Origin of the sequence: Metapseudomonas phytobenefica (assembly GCF_043392685.1) — a bacterium.
Classification (GTDB): domain Bacteria; phylum Pseudomonadota; class Gammaproteobacteria; order Pseudomonadales; family Pseudomonadaceae; genus Metapseudomonas.
Genome location: NZ_JBHZGM010000005.1, coordinates 160,806 through 180,014, shown reverse-complemented (window position 1 = coordinate 180,014; position 19,209 = coordinate 160,806). Strand labels below are relative to the sequence as shown.

The 19,209-nt window shown below is 64.6% G+C and carries 18 protein-coding genes and 1 tRNA gene; 11 read left to right on the top strand and 8 right to left on the bottom strand.

Going from position 1 to position 19,209, the window contains the following annotated elements:
• Positions 1 to 143 precede the first annotated feature (143 nt).
• Positions 144 to 219: transfer RNA gene (locus tag ACFW0B_RS06875), tRNA-Ala, on the top strand.
• Positions 220 to 285: 66 nt separating this feature from the next.
• On the opposite strand, the gene ACFW0B_RS06870 is transcribed toward ACFW0B_RS06875, so the two are convergent.
• From ACFW0B_RS06870 to ACFW0B_RS06860, 3 genes are all read right to left on the bottom strand, one after another.
• Complete coding sequence (locus ACFW0B_RS06870) at positions 286 to 819, bottom strand: response regulator (RefSeq protein WP_449147186.1); 534 nt, start codon at positions 817 to 819, stop codon at positions 286 to 288.
• 187 nt (positions 820 to 1,006) lie between these two features.
• Positions 1,007 to 2,437, bottom strand: coding sequence for a sigma-54-dependent transcriptional regulator (locus ACFW0B_RS06865; protein ID WP_449147185.1), 1,431 nt, complete (start codon positions 2,435 to 2,437; stop codon positions 1,007 to 1,009).
• A 6-nt stretch (positions 2,438 to 2,443) separates the two neighbouring features.
• Entirely contained in the window at positions 2,444 to 3,853 is a 1,410-nt protein-coding gene (locus tag ACFW0B_RS06860) for a sensor histidine kinase (RefSeq protein WP_449147184.1), read from the bottom strand.
• 580 nt (positions 3,854 to 4,433) lie between these two features.
• Between ACFW0B_RS06860 and ACFW0B_RS06855 the strand changes: the two genes are divergently transcribed.
• Together ACFW0B_RS06855 and ACFW0B_RS06850 are read left to right on the top strand one after the other, a co-directional pair.
• Positions 4,434 to 5,252, top strand: a complete 819-nt coding sequence (locus tag ACFW0B_RS06855; RefSeq protein ID WP_449147183.1) for an outer membrane protein OmpK — start codon at positions 4,434 to 4,436, stop codon at positions 5,250 to 5,252.
• A gap of 109 nt (positions 5,253 to 5,361) precedes the next feature.
• The gene (locus ACFW0B_RS06850; RefSeq protein ID WP_449147182.1) at positions 5,362 to 5,673 is read left to right on the top strand and encodes a hypothetical protein; all 312 of its coding nucleotides are present in this window, start codon (positions 5,362 to 5,364) and stop codon (positions 5,671 to 5,673) included.
• A 290-nt stretch (positions 5,674 to 5,963) separates the two neighbouring features.
• On the opposite strand, the gene ACFW0B_RS06845 is transcribed toward ACFW0B_RS06850, so the two are convergent.
• Positions 5,964 to 7,409, bottom strand: coding sequence for a high affinity choline transporter 1 (locus ACFW0B_RS06845; protein WP_449147181.1), 1,446 nt, complete (start codon positions 7,407 to 7,409; stop codon positions 5,964 to 5,966).
• Between the two features lie 388 nt (positions 7,410 to 7,797).
• Between ACFW0B_RS06845 and ACFW0B_RS06840 the strand changes: the two genes are divergently transcribed.
• From ACFW0B_RS06840 to ACFW0B_RS06830, 3 genes are all read left to right on the top strand, one after another.
• Positions 7,798 to 8,634 carry an arylamine N-acetyltransferase family protein gene (locus tag ACFW0B_RS06840; RefSeq protein WP_449147180.1) on the top strand — a complete coding sequence of 279 codons (837 nt, stop codon included), beginning with the start codon at positions 7,798 to 7,800 and terminating at the stop codon, positions 8,632 to 8,634.
• 92 nt (positions 8,635 to 8,726) lie between these two features.
• Positions 8,727 to 9,476, top strand: coding sequence for a phytanoyl-CoA dioxygenase family protein (locus ACFW0B_RS06835; protein ID WP_449147179.1), 750 nt, complete (start codon positions 8,727 to 8,729; stop codon positions 9,474 to 9,476).
• Between the two features lie 496 nt (positions 9,477 to 9,972).
• Complete coding sequence (locus tag ACFW0B_RS06830) at positions 9,973 to 10,431, top strand: LEA/WHy family protein (protein WP_449147178.1); 459 nt, start codon at positions 9,973 to 9,975, stop codon at positions 10,429 to 10,431.
• A 3-nt stretch (positions 10,432 to 10,434) separates the two neighbouring features.
• On the opposite strand, the gene cysC is transcribed toward ACFW0B_RS06830, so the two are convergent.
• On the bottom strand, positions 10,435 to 11,016 hold the full coding sequence (gene cysC, locus ACFW0B_RS06825; protein WP_449147177.1) for an adenylyl-sulfate kinase: 582 nt from the start codon (positions 11,014 to 11,016) through the stop codon (positions 10,435 to 10,437).
• 331 nt (positions 11,017 to 11,347) lie between these two features.
• Here cysC and ACFW0B_RS06820 point away from each other — a divergent pair, with 331 nt between their 5' ends.
• Both ACFW0B_RS06820 and ACFW0B_RS06815 read left to right on the top strand, forming a co-directional pair.
• Complete coding sequence (locus ACFW0B_RS06820; RefSeq protein WP_449147176.1) at positions 11,348 to 11,689, top strand: zinc ribbon domain-containing protein YjdM; 342 nt, start codon at positions 11,348 to 11,350, stop codon at positions 11,687 to 11,689.
• A gap of 222 nt (positions 11,690 to 11,911) precedes the next feature.
• Positions 11,912 to 13,201 carry an NAD(P)/FAD-dependent oxidoreductase gene (locus ACFW0B_RS06815; RefSeq protein ID WP_449147175.1) on the top strand — a complete coding sequence of 430 codons (1,290 nt, stop codon included), beginning with the start codon at positions 11,912 to 11,914 and terminating at the stop codon, positions 13,199 to 13,201.
• Between the two features lie 93 nt (positions 13,202 to 13,294).
• On the opposite strand, the gene ACFW0B_RS06810 is transcribed toward ACFW0B_RS06815, so the two are convergent.
• From ACFW0B_RS06810 to aptA, 3 genes are all read right to left on the bottom strand, one after another.
• The gene (locus ACFW0B_RS06810) at positions 13,295 to 14,791 is read right to left on the bottom strand and encodes a CoA-acylating methylmalonate-semialdehyde dehydrogenase (RefSeq protein ID WP_449147174.1); all 1,497 of its coding nucleotides are present in this window, start codon (positions 14,789 to 14,791) and stop codon (positions 13,295 to 13,297) included.
• 92 nt (positions 14,792 to 14,883) lie between these two features.
• Positions 14,884 to 15,171, bottom strand: coding sequence for a cupin domain-containing protein (locus tag ACFW0B_RS06805; RefSeq protein ID WP_375741240.1), 288 nt, complete (start codon positions 15,169 to 15,171; stop codon positions 14,884 to 14,886).
• Entirely contained in the window at positions 15,171 to 16,517 is a 1,347-nt protein-coding gene (gene aptA / locus ACFW0B_RS06800) for an omega-aminotransferase AptA (RefSeq protein WP_449147173.1), read from the bottom strand. The genes ACFW0B_RS06805 and aptA overlap by 1 nt, the downstream gene beginning before the upstream one ends.
• Positions 16,518 to 16,637: 120 nt before the next feature.
• Here aptA and ACFW0B_RS06795 point away from each other — a divergent pair, with 120 nt between their 5' ends.
• From ACFW0B_RS06795 to ACFW0B_RS06785, 3 genes are all read left to right on the top strand, one after another.
• On the top strand, positions 16,638 to 17,558 hold the full coding sequence (locus ACFW0B_RS06795; protein WP_449147172.1) for a LysR family transcriptional regulator: 921 nt from the start codon (positions 16,638 to 16,640) through the stop codon (positions 17,556 to 17,558).
• Positions 17,559 to 17,762: 204 nt separating this feature from the next.
• Positions 17,763 to 18,431 (top strand): TetR/AcrR family transcriptional regulator, encoded by a 669-nt coding sequence (locus tag ACFW0B_RS06790; protein ID WP_449147171.1) that lies wholly within the window; start codon positions 17,763 to 17,765, stop codon positions 18,429 to 18,431.
• Positions 18,431 to 19,015, top strand: a complete 585-nt coding sequence (locus ACFW0B_RS06785; RefSeq protein ID WP_449147170.1) for an IMPACT family protein — start codon at positions 18,431 to 18,433, stop codon at positions 19,013 to 19,015. The genes ACFW0B_RS06790 and ACFW0B_RS06785 overlap by 1 nt, the downstream gene beginning before the upstream one ends.
• Positions 19,016 to 19,209 lie beyond the last annotated feature (194 nt).

Below are 19,209 nucleotides of genomic sequence, written 5' to 3'. Positions count from 1 at the left end.
ACAAATCTACAGTGAGGAGCTTAGCCAAGGGCCGCGCAGCGGCCCCGTAGGTTGGTCCGAGCGCAGCGAGGCCCAACAGGGCCCGGCAAAAGCACCGGTTCCTCAGGCAATCGGGAAAATCCGGGGCTAGTCTTGAACCCACCGGGGACGTAGCTCAGCCGGGAGAGCGCGGCGTTCGCAATGCCGAGGTCGGGAGTTCGATCCTCCTCGTCTCCACCACAAACCAAGCCCCCGAAGGTGAAGGCCTTCGGGGGCTTGTGGTGTCAGGCCTGGCCACGGGCCAGGTCAGGTGCCCTTCTTGACCTGCATCAGCGCTTCTTCAGAAAAGGCCGTGGGGCGGCGGCGGTCGGAGAGTACCCAGGCGCCGTCATAGAGTTTCAGCGGAAAGCTCACTTCGCCGCCGTGGCGCCTTTCCGCCTGCACCGGCGGCTCGCTCGATAACTCCTGTTCGCGCATCGCGGCACCGGGCAGGCCGTGGAGCACCACGTTACCCAGCTCGTGAAGCGGGAAAGGCTTGAGGAGGATGATGTCGATGCTGCGCTCGATAGCGCGGTTGCACACATCGATGCTCGGGTGCGCGGTCATCAGCACCGCTTCGCAGCTGTGCAGGTTACGAATGGCATCGAAGACTTCGAAGCCGGTCATGTCCGGCAAGCGATAGTCGAGCACCAGCAGGTCGGGCCTGAACTCCAGCGCGACCTGCTGGGCGATGGCGCCACTGGCCGCGGTGCGGACTTCACAGCCGAGCATCTCCAGGTAGGTCTGGAAGTTTCCGGCGAGGATTTCTTCATCGTCGACTATCAGTACTTTCTTCGACACCGCGGCTGCCCTCTGTCAGGAATTCGGACGACGGCCAGGCTGACCGCTGCGCGCGTCCTTGCACGTTCCGCGCCAAGGCTGCATCGACCCTCTGGGGCCGATACTCCGTAGAGTCTAGTTCGCGGTAGAGGTTTCACCAGACGAAAATCCCCGCCCTTAGTCGGGGAATACCCCGCAAACGGGGCATTCAGTGCTGGTGGCGGTCTGGGCGCTCCAGGCCCAGCTTGTCGATGCGATATCGCAGCATGTCGCGGGTGAGGCCGAGCATGCGGGCGGATTTCGAGATGTTCCAGTCGGTCTTGCCCAGCACCTTCACCACCAGGTCGCGCTCGGCATCGGACAGGCTCATGTTCTCGTCTTCCAGCCCCAGCGGGTCGCCGTTCAGCAGGGGCGCGGCGGCCTGGGTGACGCCCGCGCCCGCCAGCAGGCCCCGGCAGATGGTGAGTTGCTCGGGGCCGATGACAGTGCCCGGCGCCAGCAGCACGGTCTGCTCCAGCATGTTGCGCAGCTCGCGCACGTTGCCCGGCCAGCTGTAGCCCCTGAGCAGCGCTTTGGCTTCCGGGCTGAAATGCAGCCCCGGCTTGCCGTAGCGCTTGCCGTGCTGGGCGACGAAGTGGTCGGCCAGGGTCAGGATGTCATCGCCGCGGGCACGCAGCGGCGGCACCTTGATGGTGATGATGCGCAGGCGGAAGAACAGGTCGCGGCGGAACTTGCCCTCCTGCACCATCTGTTCGAGGTTGCAGTTGGTGGCGCTGATGATGCGCAGGTTGACCTTGCGCTCGCGCACCGATCCCAGGCGGCGGATGGTGCGGTCCTCCAGCAGCTTGAGCAGCTTGGCCTGGAGCAGCAGGTCGATCTCGCCCACCTCGTCGAGGAACAGGGTGCCGCCGTCGGCGGCTTCCACCAGGCCGACGCGGCGGTCCTTGGCATCGGTGAAGGCGCCCTTCTCGTGGCCGAACAATTCGGCCTCCAGCAGGTGCGACGGAATGGACGCACAGTTGAACTCGACGAAGGGCCCCTTGCTGCGCGCGCCATCGAAATGCAGGGCGCGGGCCACCAGTTCCTTGCCGGTGCCGGTCTCGCCTTCGATCAGCACCACCGGCAGGTCTTCGCCCGCCATGCGCGCTTCGGCCACCAGCAGCTGGCGCACCATGTCCTTCATGGCGCGCATCGGCTCGGAGTCGCCGATCAGCCCGTCGAGCCCGGAGTCCTGGGCTTCACGCTGCTGATAGAACGACAGCCGCTGCTCCTGGCGCCGCGCCTCCAGCACCTTGTCCACCACCAGCTTGAGCTCGGCCAGGGCCACCGGCTTGGTCAGGTAGTCGCTGGCGCCGGCCTTCATGGCTTCCACCGCGCCCTGCACATTGCCGTGGCCGGTGATCATGATGATCTTGAGCTGCTCGTCCATGGCCCGGGCCCGGCTGATCAGGTCGCAGCCGCTCATGCCCGGCAGGCAGAAGTCGGTGAGGACCAGGTCCGGGTGCTGCGACTCGATGATCGAAAGGGCTTGCTCGGCCGAACTGCAGACCATGACATCGAACTGCCGCCGCTGCAGGTAGGTGCAGAAGTTGTCGGCCAGGATTTCGTCGTCCTCGACGATCAGAATGCTGTTGCCCATGTCTTGTTATCCCCTTGCCGTGGCCCTGAACGTCAGGTGCACGTTGGTGCCGGCGTTTTCCCGGCTGTCGATGCTGACCGCACCACCGAAGCGCTCGACGATCTTGCGCACCAGCACCAGGCCAACGCCCAGGCCGCCGCGCTTGGTGGTGTGGAAGGGTTTGAAGGCCATCTCCAGCATGGCCGGCGACATGCCGGCGCCGGTATCGCTGACGGTCAGGGTGAGCAGTTGGCGGCGCGCATCCGGCTCCAGGCGGATGGCCAGGCGACCGCCGCGTGGCATGGCTTCGATGGCATTGGACAGCACGCTGCCCAGCAGCTGCTGCAGCAGCACCGGGTGGCTGACCACCTTGGGTGCCTGGCGGGTCTGCCAGTCCACCTCGATGCCGGCATGGCGGATCTGCGGTTCGTAGGCGGCCAGGGTCTCTTCCAGGGCTGCGGTGAGGTCCACCGGTTCCTGGTCGCCGGAAAGCGGGCGGGCCGACATCAGCAGCTCGCGCACCCACTTCGACATGCGGTCGACCTGGATGATGATGTCGCCGAGGTTCTTGTGCAGTGGCCCTGGGTCCACCTCCATCGCCAGTTCGGCACTGGAACGAATGGACGCCAGCGGGTTGCGCAGGCTGTGGGCGACGGCGGTGGACATCTCGCCGAGCAGGGCCAGGGTTTCGCTTTCCACCAGTTGCCGCTGCTGGTCGTCCACCAGGCGCGAGGCGTGACGGACGAACCAGAACAGGCTGAGGTAGATGGCCGCGCCACCCAGCACGGTGGCGGTCCAGAGCAGGATGAGGCCGCGATTCATGCGGGCGATCAGGTCCACCGGCTGTTTGTAGATCTCGATGGCCGAAAGCACCTCGCCCTGGCTGTCCAGCAGCGGAATGAAGCTCTCCAGATAGAGCCCCGCGGGCTCCTGGAGGAAGTAGCGTTCCACCGGGCGCTCGCCACCGCGACGGTCGACGGTGATGGTGCTGCGCGACTGGATGGCCTCCTTGATGCGGCTGTCGCTGGAAGCCTGGCGGCCCACCAGTTCCGGGCGGGTGGACCAGATCACCATGCCGTCGGGCGCGTAGACGCTGGCCAGCAGCACATCGGGCAGGCGCACGATGTGGTCGAAGAATTCCTCGTGGGACTTCGCCAGTTGTTCGTGGGAGACGCCGAGGCGCGCACCGTCGACGCGCTTGTCGAGGAACTCGCTGAGGCTCAGGCCCGGCGAGAAGTTGCCGTGGATGACTTCGACATCGGCAATGGATTTGATGAACTGGGCGCTGAGCATGGCATCGCGATCGATGCTCTCGCGCATGAGGAAACGGGTTGCCGCCGAGCCGAGCAGGATGGCCACCACAAGGATGATCACCAGGCTCACCAGGGAAAACCAGCGGAACAGATTGAAGGGCTTGGCAGCCATCGCCATCTTCATCGAGACCTCCCCATGTGTGACCGTCGGTACGCTCGCAGGACGAGTGTCAAAAGGGGTCGTCGGCCAGGCCGGCGACTGCTCGCCGACTCCCGGTAGTTATAGCCCAGGCCCCGTCGCCCGAAGCCCTGCTGCCCGGCTGCGGCTGAACGGTCTCCCGGGGAATTCCCCATTTCCCCCACCCACTCAGGGGGCCAATCCCCAACGCTCGTCGAGCAAATTCGTTCCAGAAAACACGCGACTTTTCGCCCTTCCCGCGTGGCAGAGCAGGCGGAACCGGATGGCACGGGAGTTGCCACTTTCTCCTGTCAACGCCTTACCTCGCCCCCTTCGGAGCCGGACAAACGGCGAAGTTCATCGACTGGAAGGGCGCTCTCCCCTGCGAGTCCCCTGCGCCGGCGGCGAATGCGTTCGCGCTGCTCCCCGGTGATCGGCAACTGCACGAAAAATGCGCATCAATGCTTGAAAAAACGCGAATTCCCCCGATAATCGCGCCCCCTGCTCTTCCTTCCTCCAGGCGGACATGACTGAACAGTCAAATTTCCATCTGGATGGATACGCTCGAAAACCATTGGAACCCTCGATGAATCGCCCCCTTTCTTCCCTGATGCTCGCCAGCGGCCTGCTGGCGGCCGGCAACGCCCTGGCCGACGGCCCCCTGCTGTGGCAGGACAACAGCCTGACCTACCTGTACGGCCAGAACTTCCAGATCAACCCGCAAACCCAGCAGACCTTCACCTTCGAGCACGCCAGCGGCTGGACCTTCGGCGACCTGTTCATCTTCGTCGACCAGATCAACTACAACGGCGAGGAAGACGCGAACCTGGGCAAGAACACCTACTACGGTGAGATCTCCCCGCGACTGTCCTTCGGCAAGCTGTTCGACCGGCAGCTGGAATTCGGCCCCATCAGCGACGTGCTGCTGGCCGCCACCTACGAGCGTGGCGAGAACCGCAACCAGAACTACCTGCTCGGCCCGGGCTTCGACCTCAATGTCCCCGGCTTCGACTACTTCCAGCTGAACTTCTACTACCGCAAGCCCGACGGCATCACCAACAACCCGTCTGGCCAGTGGCAGGTCACCCCGGTGTGGTCCTACACCATTCCCGTGGGGAATTCCGACATCCTGATCGACGGTTTCATGGACTGGGTGTGGAACAACAAGGACGCCACTTCCAACCGTCCCAACGACCTGCACGCCAACCTGCACTTCAACCCGCAGATCAAGTACGACCTGGGCAAAGCCATGGGCTGGAGCGCGGTGAAGCACTTCTACGTCGGCATCGAGTACGACTACTGGAAGAACAAGTACGCCATCGACGACAACGGCTTCCTCGGAGACGAGATCCTCGGCGGCACCGACCAGAACACCTTCAGCCTGCTGGCCAAGGTGCACTTCTGATGTCCGCGGGGCCCGATGCAACGACGGGCCCCTCTGGCTTGCGCCATTGCCGAAGGCGGGTGGAGAATGCGCGGCAGTCTCAGCCTGCAGTCAGACAAGGAACCCGCAGATGGCCAGCGACAGTGCCCAAGCTTCCCCTCGTACCCGGGGTGAGAAACTGATTACGGGCGGCTGGATCGCCCTGGCCATCGCCATCCCCGTCAGTTGCATCTTCTCCAGCGAACCCTTCGACTTCTCCGCCAGCCTCGCCACGCTTTCCCTGATCGCCCTCTGCGTCACCTTCGCCTGCTGGCCGAAGCTCTTCATCCCCCCCATCGACTACAAGCACCTGTGCGACAGCGTGCCGCGCAAGAGCCAGATCGCCATGAGCCTGTTCGTCGGCCTGACCGTACTGCGCGGCTTCGTCGAACTGATGGCCTGAGGCCTCGCATGGAGAGCCCCCTCTCCCTCTGGGAGAGGGTTGGGGCAGTTTGAGCTGGCAGTCCCGTAGCCCGTGGGGGCGCTTTCAATCGCGAATGAATTCGCCCACAGAGGCTTTCGCAGGTTGGGTCGGGCGGCGCTCCGCGAGCCTGCGAAATCCAACACAGTGGACTTGCCCGGTAGTGTTGGGCCTCGTTCCTCGGACCAACCTACGGGACTGATTGACATGGAATCTCCCAGCGCCGATGAAAAAGCCCCGCACTTGGCGGGGCTCTTTCATGCTTCGGTCGATCAGGCGTTGGCCGGCGACGCACCGATGATCTCGGCACGGCTGCGCACGAACTGTGGCAGCAACGAACCGACGATCATGCCCAGGGCACTGGACAGCAGGCCGGCCAGTTGCGGCGGCCAGAAGTCGGTTTCGACATAGGTCGCTTCCAGGAAGATCCAGGCAACCAGGCCGAAGGTGATGGCCAGCAGGGCGCCCTGGGTGGTGGCGCGCTTCCAGAACAGGCCGGCGAACAGCGGCACCACGGCAGCCACCAGGGTCACCTTGTAGGCGTTGCCCACCATCTCGTAGATGCTGGCATCCGAGTACAGGGCGAACAGCGAGGTCGCGATGGTCATGGCGATCACGCTCAGGCGCATGGCCAGCAGGAACTGACGGTCGTTCATGTCGGGAATGAAGCGCTTGAGCACGTTCTCGGTGAAGGTCACCGAGGGTGCCAGCAGGGTACCGGAGGCCGTGGACATGATGGCCGACAGCAGCGCGCCGAAGAACATGATCTGCGCGAACAGCGGGGTACGTTCCAGGATCAGGTGCGGCAGGATCATCTGCGAGTCTTCGGCCAGCCACTTCTGCACCATGGCCGGGTCGATCAGCGAAGCGGCGTAGGTCAGGAAGATCGGCAACATGCAGAAGGACAGGTAGAACACGGCGCCGGTCATGGAAGCGCGGGCGGCGATGTTCTCGGTCTTGGCCGACATCACGCGGGCGTACACGTCCTGCTGCGGGATGGAACCGAACATCATGGTCACCGCGGCACCGAGGAAGGCGACGATGTCCCGCGGCTCGAAGCCGTGCATGAATGCGAACTTGCCTTCGTTGGCGGCATGGCTGATCACCACGTCGGCGCCACCGGCCATGTCACCGATCAGCCAGGTCAGGTACACCAGGCCGACGACGATGATGATCATCTGCATGAAGTCGGTCAGGGCCACGGACCACATACCGCCGAACAGGGTGTAGAGCAGCACGATGCCGGTGCCGATCAGCATGCCCTGGGTGGTGGTGATGGAGCCGTCGGACAGCACGTTGAACACCAGGCCCAGTGCGGTGAGCTGTGCAGCCACCCAGCCCAGGTAGGAACCGATGATGACCAGGCTGGTGATCATCTCGACATTCGGACCGAAGCGCTTCCTGAAGAAGTCGCCGATGGTCAGCAGGTTCATGCGGTAAAGCGGACGGGCGAACACCAGCCCCACCAGCATCAGGCAACCGAAGGAGCCGAAGGGGTCCTCGACGATTCCGGCGAAGCCTTCCTCGATGAAGCTCGCGGGAATGCCCAGCACGGCCTCCGAGCCGAACCAGGTGGCGAACACCATCGCCGCGACCAGGGGGAAAGACATGCTCCGGCCGCCGGCCGCGAAGTCCTTGGAATTTTTCACACGGGTGGAAGCGTAGAAACCGACACCAACAGTGATCAGCAGGTATACCGCAACAAACCAGATCAGCATTTGTTCTTGTTCCAGAGACACGCCTGTCGGGGTCAGGGCGCCTTGGGGCGGACACCTCGACTGACGGAGTTTTTGTTATTGACGCGCAAGGGCCCGGTGCAACGCGAGGCAGGCGGGAACCATGGAGGCGCAGTCTGCCAAAGACGTAAAATATGTCAAACAATTGAGACGCGGATGAGCAAAAAAATCGACAGGAATTCTGTGCAAGGTCGACGCAAGCACGTCTTCAACACCTTGATTTAAAAGGCGTTGAAACGTCAGCTTGTGACTCGTCAGTTTTTTATTTTTTACATTCACCGTTAATTAAGAAAGACACCAGGCTACCGTTCGTCGACCAACAGGAAGCATCTGCTAGCATCCATGGGTCCCCCTCATGGAGCCGCTCCGCATGTACGCGCTGACCCCGTCGCAGACCGAAGCCTATCTGCGCCACCTGGACACCCCCGCCCCGCAGCATCCCGACCTCGCCGGCCTGAATCGGCTGATCGCCGCCCACCAGCAACGGGTGTCTTTCGAAAACGTCGACGTGCTCCTCGACCGCCCCATCCGCCTCGACGCCGACGCGGTGTTCGCCAAGGTGGTGGAGCGTGGCCGGGGCGGCTACTGCTACGAGTTGAACAACCTCTTCGCCCGCCTGCTGCTCGCCCTCGGCTACCAGGTCGAACTGCTGGGCGGCCGGGTGCGCTGGGGCCTCCCGCTGGATGCGCCGCAGACCATGCTTTCCCACCTGATGCTGCGCGTGCTGCTGCCGGAAGGCCCACACTTGGCGGATGTCGGCTTCGGCTCCGCCACGCCCTGGCGCTCCCTCCCCCTCGAAGGGCCGATCCCCGCCGACCTGCCTTATCGCCTGAGCCCCCAGGACGACGGCACGGGCGAGGTTCAACTGGAAAACTTCCGCGCCGAGACGGGCTGGGCCGCCTGCTACCGCTTCGGCGCCGCGGTGAACGCCTGGGTCGATTGCATCCCGCGCAACTGGTACACCTCCACCCACCCCGACAGCATCTTCCGCAAGATGCTGATGACCGCCCGCAGCGAGGGCGAATGGCGCCTGACCCTGGCCAATGGCGCCTTCAACAGGCGCCACCGCGACGGCCGCCTGGAAAGCCGCAGCATCGAAGACGCCGCCGAGTTGGTCGACGTGCTGCGGAACGACTTCCTGCTGGGTCTCACGGACGACGAGATAGAGCCGTTGCGACTGCGCCTGGCCGACCTGCTGGAGGGCTGACGGTAGGCTGCACGCACCGCTGTTCTGCGTTGAACGGGTGGTGCGCGCGGCGCACCCTACAGGTAAATCACGCCGCGCAAGAGGACATGCCCATGTCCACCGCCGACCATCTCGCCGCCTTGTACCAGCAGGGCTTCACCCTTCTCCCCGGTGCGCTCGACGCCACCGCCATCGCCACCCTGCGCCACCTGATGGACCAGCTCCAGCCCGTCCACTGGGACTACCTCGGCCTGGTGGACGATCACTTCAAATGCGTGTTCAACCGGGGGCCGGAATGGCTGCCCTGGCTCGACCTGCCCGGTGTGATCGAGCTGGCCGAAGCCGCGCTGGGCGAGGATTGCCATGTGATCGGGCAGACCGCCTGGCGCTGCCATCCGGGCTTCGTCGGCGCCGAACTGCACTTGGACCACCTGGTGATGGAGTTGCCGGAAAGCCTGCTGGCCGACCCTGCCTTCAGGTTGCCGATGCAGGTCTGCACCGCGCACCTCTACCTCGACGATATCGACGCCGACCTCTGCCCTACCCTGGTGATTCCCGGCAGCCACCGCGCCGGGCGCAAGCCCCGCCCCGGCGAAACCCACTGGCACGGCAAGGCCGCCGAGCCCGTGCTGTGCCGGGCGGGCGATGTGCTGATGTTCCGCAGCGAACTCTGGCACGCCGGCAGCCGCAATCGCACCCGCGACCACAGCCGCTACCTGCTGCAGGTGCACTACGGCCGACGCATGGTGGCGCAGAAGTTCTCACCCTACCTGGACTTCCGCTTCAACCCGCAGGTGCTCGCGGCCTGCACAGCGCGCCAGCGCCGGTTGCTGGGCGACCACGAAGCCGCCGAGTACGACTGACGCCGAAAAACCGAGCAACTGCTTCCACCCCAGTCTCCATGGGCAACCCAGGCATTTATCCCGAAGATATCCACAGCTCGGCCCACAGTTTTTGTGAGCATTTCCCCGTGTTGCGCGACGCACTGAACATCTCTTGCGGGGGAGATTTCATTCACGCATTCCCCCGGCATCGCAACCCGCTCCGCGCGCCGCCGCAGCACCTGGTCAAAATCCGATCACCGCGCTGGAAGTCGCGCCATTCGGCCACTCCAGCCATCCACCCCAAAGCTATCCACAGCTTGCCCCACAGAATCCGTGGGTATCGCCAACAGGCAGCCGGGGCGCCAGGGTTGCACCGCCTTCGCCCAGGAAACGAGTAACCTGAAGCGCCCCCTGTAGCACGGGCGCTGGCGCAATCCATCCAGACGATATCCACAGCTCGGTCCACAGAAAATGGGAGCACGTCGCTGCCGGGCTGTTCTTTACTCAAGGCAAGGCTTTACGCAGGAATCCCTCCATGCGCGCCGTCGCCCTGCTGTTTACCTTGCTGCTCCTGGCCGGATGCGCCGGCTTCGGCCAGCGCGATCCCTTGCAGGTGGACCTGGTGGGCATGGAACCGATCCCGGGCGAAGGCCTGGAAATGCGCTTCAACCTGAAGCTGCGGGTGCAGAACCCCAATGAAGGCGCAATCCACTACAGCGGCATCGCCCTGGAACTTGACCTCAACGACCTGCCTCTGGCCAGTGGCGTCAGCAACCAGGGCGGCACGGTAGAGGGCTTCGGAGAAACACTGATCGAAGTGCCGGTAAGCATTTCCGCTTTCTCGGTGCTGCGCCAGGCCTGGAGCCTGGCAGGCGGCCCGATCCAGAACGTTCCCTATGCCTTGCGCGGCAAACTGGGTGGCGGCTTCTGGGGAACCCGGCGCTTTACCGATGCCGGCGTACTGAGCATCCCCGAGCCCATCGACACGCCCTGAGCCTCAGTTGCTCAGCACGAACCCGAGCAGTTCATGGACCGCCAACGGTAGCGCGGTCGCCTCGGTATTCACCTCCCAATCGGCTTCGAGAGGCGGCTCATAGGGGCTGTCCAGGCCGGTGAAGTTGCGGATGCGCCCTTCCAGCGCCGCCCGGTAGAGTCCCTTGGGATCGCGCCGGGCACAGGCGTCGAACGGCGTGCTGACGTAGACCGTGAAGAACTCCCCCGGCGCGAACATCTGCCGTGCCGCCTCGCGGTCGGCGCGAAACGGCGAGATGGCGGACACGATCACCACCAGCCCCGCATCCACCATCAGCCGCGCCACCTCGGCGATGCGCCGGACGTTCTCACTGCGATCCTCCGCGGACATGCCCAGGTCGCGGCACAAGCCGCCGCGCAGGTTGTCACCATCGAGCACATAGGTGTGCAGGCCACGGGCGTTGAGCTCCACCTCCAGCGCATTGGCCAGGGTGGACTTGCCCGCGCCGGACAGGCCCGTCAGCCAGATGCAGCGCGGCCGCTGGTTCTTGATCGATGCCCGGGCCCGTGGGGAAAGCGCCAGGGCGCAGGGTATTGCCTCACTCATGAGCCAGCCCCCCGCATTCACGTTCATACACCCGGCGCAGCGGCAGCGCCTGGCGATCCACCGCGCCTGGGCGACCCGACAGGAAACTGCGCTGTTCCCCGGGGATCAGCCTCCAGAACTCAGATTGCAGCATTGCACCCTCGATACGGGCCAGGCCCGCGATTTATCCGAGCAGGCAGACTAGCAGCCGCGTTTCCCGAGAGGATCGGGACAGGCTCAAGTCGGTAAAGCATCCGATATATCTGACATACGAAAACGCAGAAACGGGCAAAGCCGTGACAAAACCTTATATAATTCGTGGTTTTTCGTGATACCGAAACCGAGGTCCTCCGTGAGCACCCTGCCCCCCTGCCCCAAATGCAATTCCGAATACACCTACGAAGACGGCGCGATGCTGGTCTGCCCCGAGTGTGCCCATGAATGGTCCGCTGACGCCGCTGCCGAAGCCACCAGCGAAGACAAGGTGATCAAGGATTCGGTCGGCAACGTCCTGCAGGACGGCGACACCATCACCGTGATCAAGGACCTCAAGGTCAAGGGCTCGTCCCTGGTGGTGAAGGTCGGCACCAAAGTGAAGAACATCCGCCTGGTGGACGGCGACCACGACATCGACTGCAAGATCGACGGCATTGGCGCGATGAAGCTGAAGTCGGAATTCGTGCGCAAGGTGTGAACTGCATGCTCAGCGAAAAAACCGGCCTGCGCCGGTTTTTTATTGGGCGCAGTGGGCCAGCTCGCCGGCGAATGCGCCAACCGGTTCGCGAGCAAGCTCGCTCCTGCAATTGAACATTCCTGCCAGGACTGACATGCGGAGGATTTTTCAGTTGTCCTCCATCGTCCCGCCAAGCTAAACAGTCGTTCAACGAGAAACAGGACGCCAGCACAGGAACGACTGATGAGCCCCCACTTCGCCAAGACCTACTACGAAGCCACGGTCGAGCGGACCGCCTACCCGGCGCGCTCGGGCCGCACCGACGCCCAGGTATGCATCCTCGGTGGCGGGCTGGCCGGACTGTCCACCGCCCTGGGGCTGGCCGAACGTGGCATCACCGACGTGGTGGTGCTGGAGTCCCATGAGGTCGGCCACGGCGCCTCGGGACGTAATGGCGGCTTCGTCTTCGGCGGCTACAGCCTGGGCAACGCCGATCTGCTGGCCACCCTGGGCGCCGAGGAAGCGCGCCGCCTGTATCAGCTCACCCTCGATGCGGTCGAGCTGATCCGGCACCGCAGCCGCCACTACGGCATCGACTGCGATCTGGTGGACAGGGGTGTGATCCTCGCCAACTGGTTCAACGACCCCGCGCGCCTGGAAACCCCGCGCCAGCTGATGAAGCAGGCCTACGGGGTGGACTGGGAATACATCCCGCCCGGCGAACTGAAGGAAATGCTCAGGACCGGGCGCTACTTCGGCGGCCTGCTGGAGCGCAACGCCTTCCACTTCCATCCGCTCAAGTACGTCTGTGGCATCGCCCGCACGCTGGCCGGCCTGGGCGTCCGCCTCCACGAACGCTCTCCGGCCCTGGCCATCGAAAAACGCGCCGGCAAATACCTGGTCAGGACCGAAGGCGGCGAGGTGCACGCCGAGCACGTGGTGTTCTCCGGCGGCGGCTATGCACGCGGCCTCCACCGCCCGGTCGAGCGCGCGGTGCTGCCCATCGCCACCTATGTGGTCGCCACCGAGCCTTTGGGCGCGCGCCTGGCAGAAGCCATCGACTGCGAGTCGGCGGTCTACGACACCCGCTTCGCCTTCGACTATTACCGGCCGCTGCGGGACAGCCGGATTCTCTGGGGCGGCCGCATCTCCATCCTCGACCGCAATCCTGAAGCCATCGCCCGGCTGCTCAAGGCCGACCTCGTCTCGGTCTATCCGCAACTGGAAGATGTGGAAATCCAGTACTCCTGGGGAGGATTGATGAGCTATGGCCGCCACCAGATGGCGCAGATCGGGAAGGACGCCGACGGCATCTGGCACGCGGTCGGTTTCGGTGGCCACGGCATGGCGCCGACCACGGTGGCGGGCGAAGTGCTGGCCGATGCCATCGCCAACGCTGCACCGATTCCCGCCGGCTTCAGCCGATTTGGCCTGACCCGCACCTTCGGCCTCGCCGGCCTGCTGGCCGCACAGATGACCTACACCGCCTTCCAGGCCCGCGATGCGTTCGATACGCGAAGGTTGAACCGGTAGTCGCGCAGGGTTGGGGATGATGGGTAGAGCTTGCGAAACCCATCAAACAAAAAGCCCCGGCATTTGCCGGGGCTTTTTCGTTCAACACATCACTCAGCCGTTGCTGGGAAAGGCGAACTGCGCCGCCTCGTGGCTGGCGCGCTGCGGCCAGCGCTGGGTGATGGCCTTGCGGCGGGTGTAGAAGCGCACGCCGTCCGGGCCGTAGGCGTGCAGGTCGCCGAACAGCGAGCGCTTCCAGCCGCCGAAGCTGTGGTAGGCCACCGGCACCGGCAGCGGCACGTTGACGCCGACCATGCCCACTTCGATCTCGTCGCAGAACAGGCGGGCGGCTTCACCGTCGCGGGTGAAGATGCAGGTGCCGTTGCCATATTCGTGCTCGTTGATCAGCTGCATGGCTTCTTCCAGGCTGCCAACGCGGACGATGCAGAGCACCGGGCCGAAGATTTCCTCGCGGTAGATGCGCATGTCGGCGGTGACGTTGTCGAACAGGGTGCCGCCGACGAAGTAGCCGTCTTCATGGCCGGCGACGCGGTAGCCGCGGCCGTCCACCACCAGCTTGGCGCCAGCGGCCACACCGTCGTCGATGTAGCCGACCACCTTGTCGCGGGCGGCGGCGGTGACCAGCGGGCCCATGTCCAGGCCGGTACAGGTGCCGGCGCCGATCTTCAGGCCCTGGATCTGCGGCACGATCTTCTCCACCAGGGCGTCGGCGATCTGGTCGCCCACGCACACGGCCACGGAGATGGCCATGCAGCGCTCGCCGCAGGAACCGTAGGCGGCGCCCATCAGCGCGCTGACGGCGTTGTCGAGGTCGGCGTCGGGCATCAGCACAGCGTGGTTCTTCGCGCCGCCCAGGGCCTGCACGCGCTTGCCGCGCTTGCTGCCTTCGGCATAGATGTACTCGGCGATCGGGGTCGAGCCGACGAAGCTGATGGCTTTGACTTCGGGCGCTTCAATCAGCGCGTCCACCGCTTCCTTGTCGCCGTTGACCACGTTCAGCACACCCTTGGGCAGGCCGGCCTGGTGGAACAGCTCGGCGATCAGCAGGGTGGAGCTCGGGTCGCGCTCGGACGGCTTGAGGATGAAGGTGTTGCCGCAGGCGATGGCCAGCGGGTACATCCACAGCGGCACCATGGCCGGGAAGTTGAACGGGGTGATGCCGGCGACCACGCCCAGCGGCTGGAAGTCGCTCCAGGCGTCGATGTTCGGGCCGACATTGCGGGTGTACTCACCCTTGAGGATTTCCGGGGCAGCGCAGGCGTACTCGACGTTCTCGATACCGCGCTTGAGCTCGCCAGCGGCGTCTTCCAGGGTCTTGCCATGCTCTTCGGCGATCAGCTTGGCAATCACCGCCTCGTTGGCTTCCAGTAGTTGCTTGAAGCGGAACAGCACCTGGGCGCGCTTGGCCGGCGGGGTGTTGCGCCAGGCCGGGAAAGCGGCCTTGGCGGCGTCGATGGCCTGCTGGATGGTGGCGCGGCTGGCCAGGCCGACCTTGCGGTGGGCTTCGCCGGTGGACGGGTTGAACACGTCCGCGGTGCGACCTTGGTCGTCGATGCGTTCGCCGTTGATCAGGTGCGGGATGAGGCTCATGGGTGGGATCTCTTGTAGGGCTTTTGTCTGGTCACTCCGGGGGAAGAGCGTTGCCCCCTCCCCGGCCCTCTCCCTGAAGGGAGAGGGGAAAATCATTTGATTTCGGTTTCGACGAAGACCACTTCGTGGTCGCTGGCGTTGATCACGTTGTGCTCGACGCCAGCCTTGCGGAAGTAGCTCTGGCCGGCCACCAGGGGGGCGTGCTTGTCGCCCTCCGGGGTTTCCAGCAGCAGGGTGCCGTTGGTCATGGGCACCACCACATAGTCGTAACCGTGGCAGTGCCTGCCGGTTTCGGCACCGGGGGCGAAGCGCCACTCGGTGACGATCACCTCGTCGTTGTCCACCTGTACGGTGGGTACGGCTTGCGGGCGCTGACTCATCAGTTCACGCCCTGCAGGGCCTGGCCGACGGCGTCGAACAGGCGGTCGAGTTCTTCCGGCTTGGCGTTGAAGGTCGGGCCGAACTGCAGGGTGTCGCCACCGAAGCGCACGTAGAAGCCAGCCTTCCACAGGGCCATGCCGGCCTCGAACGGGCGGACGATGGCGTCGCCGTCACGCGGGGCGATCTGCAGTGCACCGGCCAGGCCGCAGTTGCGGATGTCGATGACGTGCTTGGCGCCCTTCAGGCCGTGGATGGCCTTCTCGAAGTGCGGTGCCAGTTCGGCGGATTGCTGCACCAGGTTTTCCTTCTCCAGCAGGTCCAGGGCGGCCAGGCCAGCGGCGCAGGCAACCGGGTGCGCGGAGTAGGTGTAACCGTGGGTGAATTCGACCGCGTACTCGGGCGTCGCCTGGTTCATGAAGGTCTGGTAGATCTCGCGGCTGGCGATCACCGCGCCCATGGGGATTGCACCGTTGGTGACCTGCTTGGCCACGTTCATCAGGTCCGGGGTCACGCCGAAGTACTCGGCGCCGGTCATCTTGCCCATGCGGCCGAAGGCGGTGATCACTTCGTCGAAGATCAGCAGGATGTTGTGCTGGTCGCAGATTTCGCGCAGACGCTGCAGGTAGCCGGCCGGCGGCACGATCACGCCAGCGGAACCGGACATCGGCTCGACGATCACGGCGGCGATGTTGGAGGCGTCGTGCAGTTCGATCAGCTTCAGCAGTTCGTTGGCCAGTTCCACGCCGCCGGTTGCCGCCATGCCCTTGGTGAAGGCCAGGCCCGGTTGCAGGGTGTGCGGCAGGTGGTCGACGTCCATCAGCTGGCCGAACATCTTGCGGTTGCCGCCGATGCCGCCCAGCGCGGTGCCGGCGACGTTCACACCGTGGTAGCCACGGGCGCGGCCGATCAGCTTGGTCTTCTGCGGCTGGCCTTTCAGGCGCCAGTAGGCGCGGGCCATCTTGATGGAGGTGTCGGCGCACTCGGAGCCGGAGCCGGTGAAGAACACGTGGTTCAGTTCACCGGGGGTCAGGCTGGCGATCTTCTCGGCCAGCTGGAAGGACAGCGGATGGCCGTACTGGAAGGCCGGGGAGTAGTCGAGGGTGCCGAGCTGCTTGGCCACGGCTTCCTGGATTTCCTTGCGCGAGTGGCCGGCGCCGCAGGTCCATAGGCCGGAGAGGCTGTCGTACACGCGGCGACCCTGGTCGTCGATCAGCCAGCTGCCTTCGGCGGCCACGATCAGGCGCGGGTCGCGCTGGAAGTTGCGGTTGGCGGAAAAAGGCATCCAGTGGGCATCCAGCTTGAGCTGGCTGGCGAGGGAGAGCTGGGCGTTCTGCGGCATGTTCATGTCTGGCCTCGAAAGTGTCTTGTTCTGGGGAACGACGGGCTGCTTGCTGCCGACATTGCCACGGGCATAAAGTCACGAAAATTCAACTTTTCAAATCTTTAGGTTAGAGGCCGCTAAACCATGAGTACCCGCCGTCCCGAGCCGCTGGCGCAAGTAAGCGATTTCGATATCCGCCTGCTGCGCATCTTCCGCAGCGTGGTGGAATGCGGCGGTTTCTCCGCAGCCGAGAGCGTGCTGGGCATCGGCCGTTCGGCCATCAGCCAGCAGATGAGCGACCTGGAACAACGCCTTGGCCTGCGCCTGTGCCAGCGCGGCCGTGCCGGATTCGCCCTGACCGAGGAAGGCCGCGAGGTGTACCAGTCGTCCATGCAGCTGCTGGCGGCGCTGGAAACCTTCCGCACCGAGGTCAACGGCCTGCACCAGCACCTGCGTGGCGAGTTGAACATCGGCCTCACCGACAACCTGGTGACATTGCCGCACATGCGCATCACCCATGCGCTGTCGCGCCTGAAAGAGCGCGGCCCAGACGTGCAGATCAACATCCGCATGACGCCGCCCAGCGAGGTGGAACAGGGCGTGCTCGATGGCCGCCTGCACGTCGGCGTGGTACCGCAGGCCGCCGCCCTCTCCGGACTGGAATACCAGCCCCTGTACAGCGAACGCTCGCTGCTCTACTGCGCCGTGGGTCATCCGCTGTTCTACGTGGACGATGCGCAACTTCGCGACGAGCGCCTGAACCAGCAGGACGCCATCGCCCCCACCTTCCGCCTGCCGGCGGACATCCAGGCGCACTATCAGGTGCTCAACAGCACGGCCAGCGCCTCGGACCGCGAGGGCATGGCCTTCCTCATCCTCACTGGCCGCTACATCGGCTACCTGCCGGATCACTACGCGAGCTTCTGGGTACATCAAGGGCGGCTGCGGGCGCTGAAACCGGCGACGCGCTTCTACGACCTGTCGCTCTCTTCGGTAACCCGCAAGGGCCGCCGGCCACACCTGGTGCTGGAGAGTTTTCTGGAAGCACTGGCCGCAACCAGTTGAGGAGCCGGGTCCTGGATGGATCACGCTTCATCGATCCACCATCGTCGATTGACCCAACCCGGTTGGTGGATGTGCAAAGCGCCATCCACCCTGGCTGCAGAAAAAGCTGACCGGTACATCGGATTTTCTCGCCTCTCAGCTTGTAACGGCGCAGGCAGTGGGTTATCAGTGCAGTCGCCAAGTCCGACAAGAATCAGGAAGCCCATGACCTCACTGGTGCCCGCCCACAGCCCGAACTCTGCCGCCAAGCCCGCCGGCCGCATTCGTCAGAAAAACGAAGAGCTGATCCTCGCCGCCGCGGAGGAGGAGTTCGCCCGCCACGGTTTCAAGGGCACCAGCATGAATACCATCGCCCTGCGCGCCGGGCTGCCCAAGGCCAACCTGCACTACTACTTCAGCAACAAGCTGGGCCTGTACATCGCCGTACTGAGCAACCACCTGGAACTCTGGGACAGCGCCTTCAACACCCTCACCGCCGAAGACGACCCGGCCGAGGCGCTGGCCCGCTACATCCGCGCCAAGATGGAGTTCTCCCGCCGCCACCCGCTGGCCTCGAAGATCTTCGCCATGGAAATCATCAGTGGCGGCAGTTGCCTGGAAGCCCACTTCGGTCAGGACTACCGCGCCTGGTTCAAGGGACGCGCCGCGGTGTTCGAAGCCTGGATCGCCGCCGGCAAGATGGACCCGGTAGACCCGGTTAACCTGATCTTCCTGCTCTGGAGCAGCACCCAGCACTACGCCGACTTCAACAACCAGATCTGCCGCGTCACCGGCCGCAAACGGCTGACCAGGGACGATTTCGAAGCGGCCACGCAGAACCTCATCCAGATCATCCTCAAGGGCTGCGGCCTGACTCCCCCCGCGACTACCTGATGCCATTCACCCTGTCCGCTCCCGCCGAGTACCGCGAAGAGATCAAGAAGAGCCGCTTCATCGCCCATGCCGCGCAGGTGGCCAGCGTCGAAGAAGCGCAGGCGTTCATCGCACGCCGGTCGGAGCCTGGCGCCTCGCACAACTGCTGGGCCTGGAAGCTGGGCAACCAGTACCGTTTCAGTGACGACGGCGAACCCGGCGGCACCGCCGGCCGCCCGATCCTCGCGGCGATCGAAGGCCAGGACTGCGACCAGGTGGCGGTGCTGGTGATCCGCTATTACGGCGGCATCCAGCTCGGCACCGGCGGCCTCGCCCGCGCCTACGGCGGCAGCGCCGCCAAATGCCTGCAAGGTGGCGAGCGTGTGGAGCTGGTGGCCCGCAGCCGCATCAGCTGCCACCCCGGCTTCGCCGAACTGCCCCTGCTCAAGGCGCGCCTGGGCGAGTTCGAGGCACTGGTGGAAAGTGAAGCCTTCGATGCCGAAGGCGCGGAGCTGGTGCTGGCGCTCCCCGAAGTCCGGATCGCCGGGCTGGAGCAGCTGCTGCGGGACATCAGCCGGGGCCGGCTGCAAATAAAGCGGCTCTGAATACCACCCACATTTTCTGTGGAACCCGCTGTGGATAACTCGTGGGTTCTTGCCTGGAACGCCGCAGCGGCGCGGCTTGGCGAGAATTGTTCACTTTTTGCCCGGTACCCGGCTTATCCCCTGCACCATAGATAAGCATCTGATTTGCGGTGCATTCCTCCACGCCCCCATACAGTGCAGCAAGCGCTTGGCAG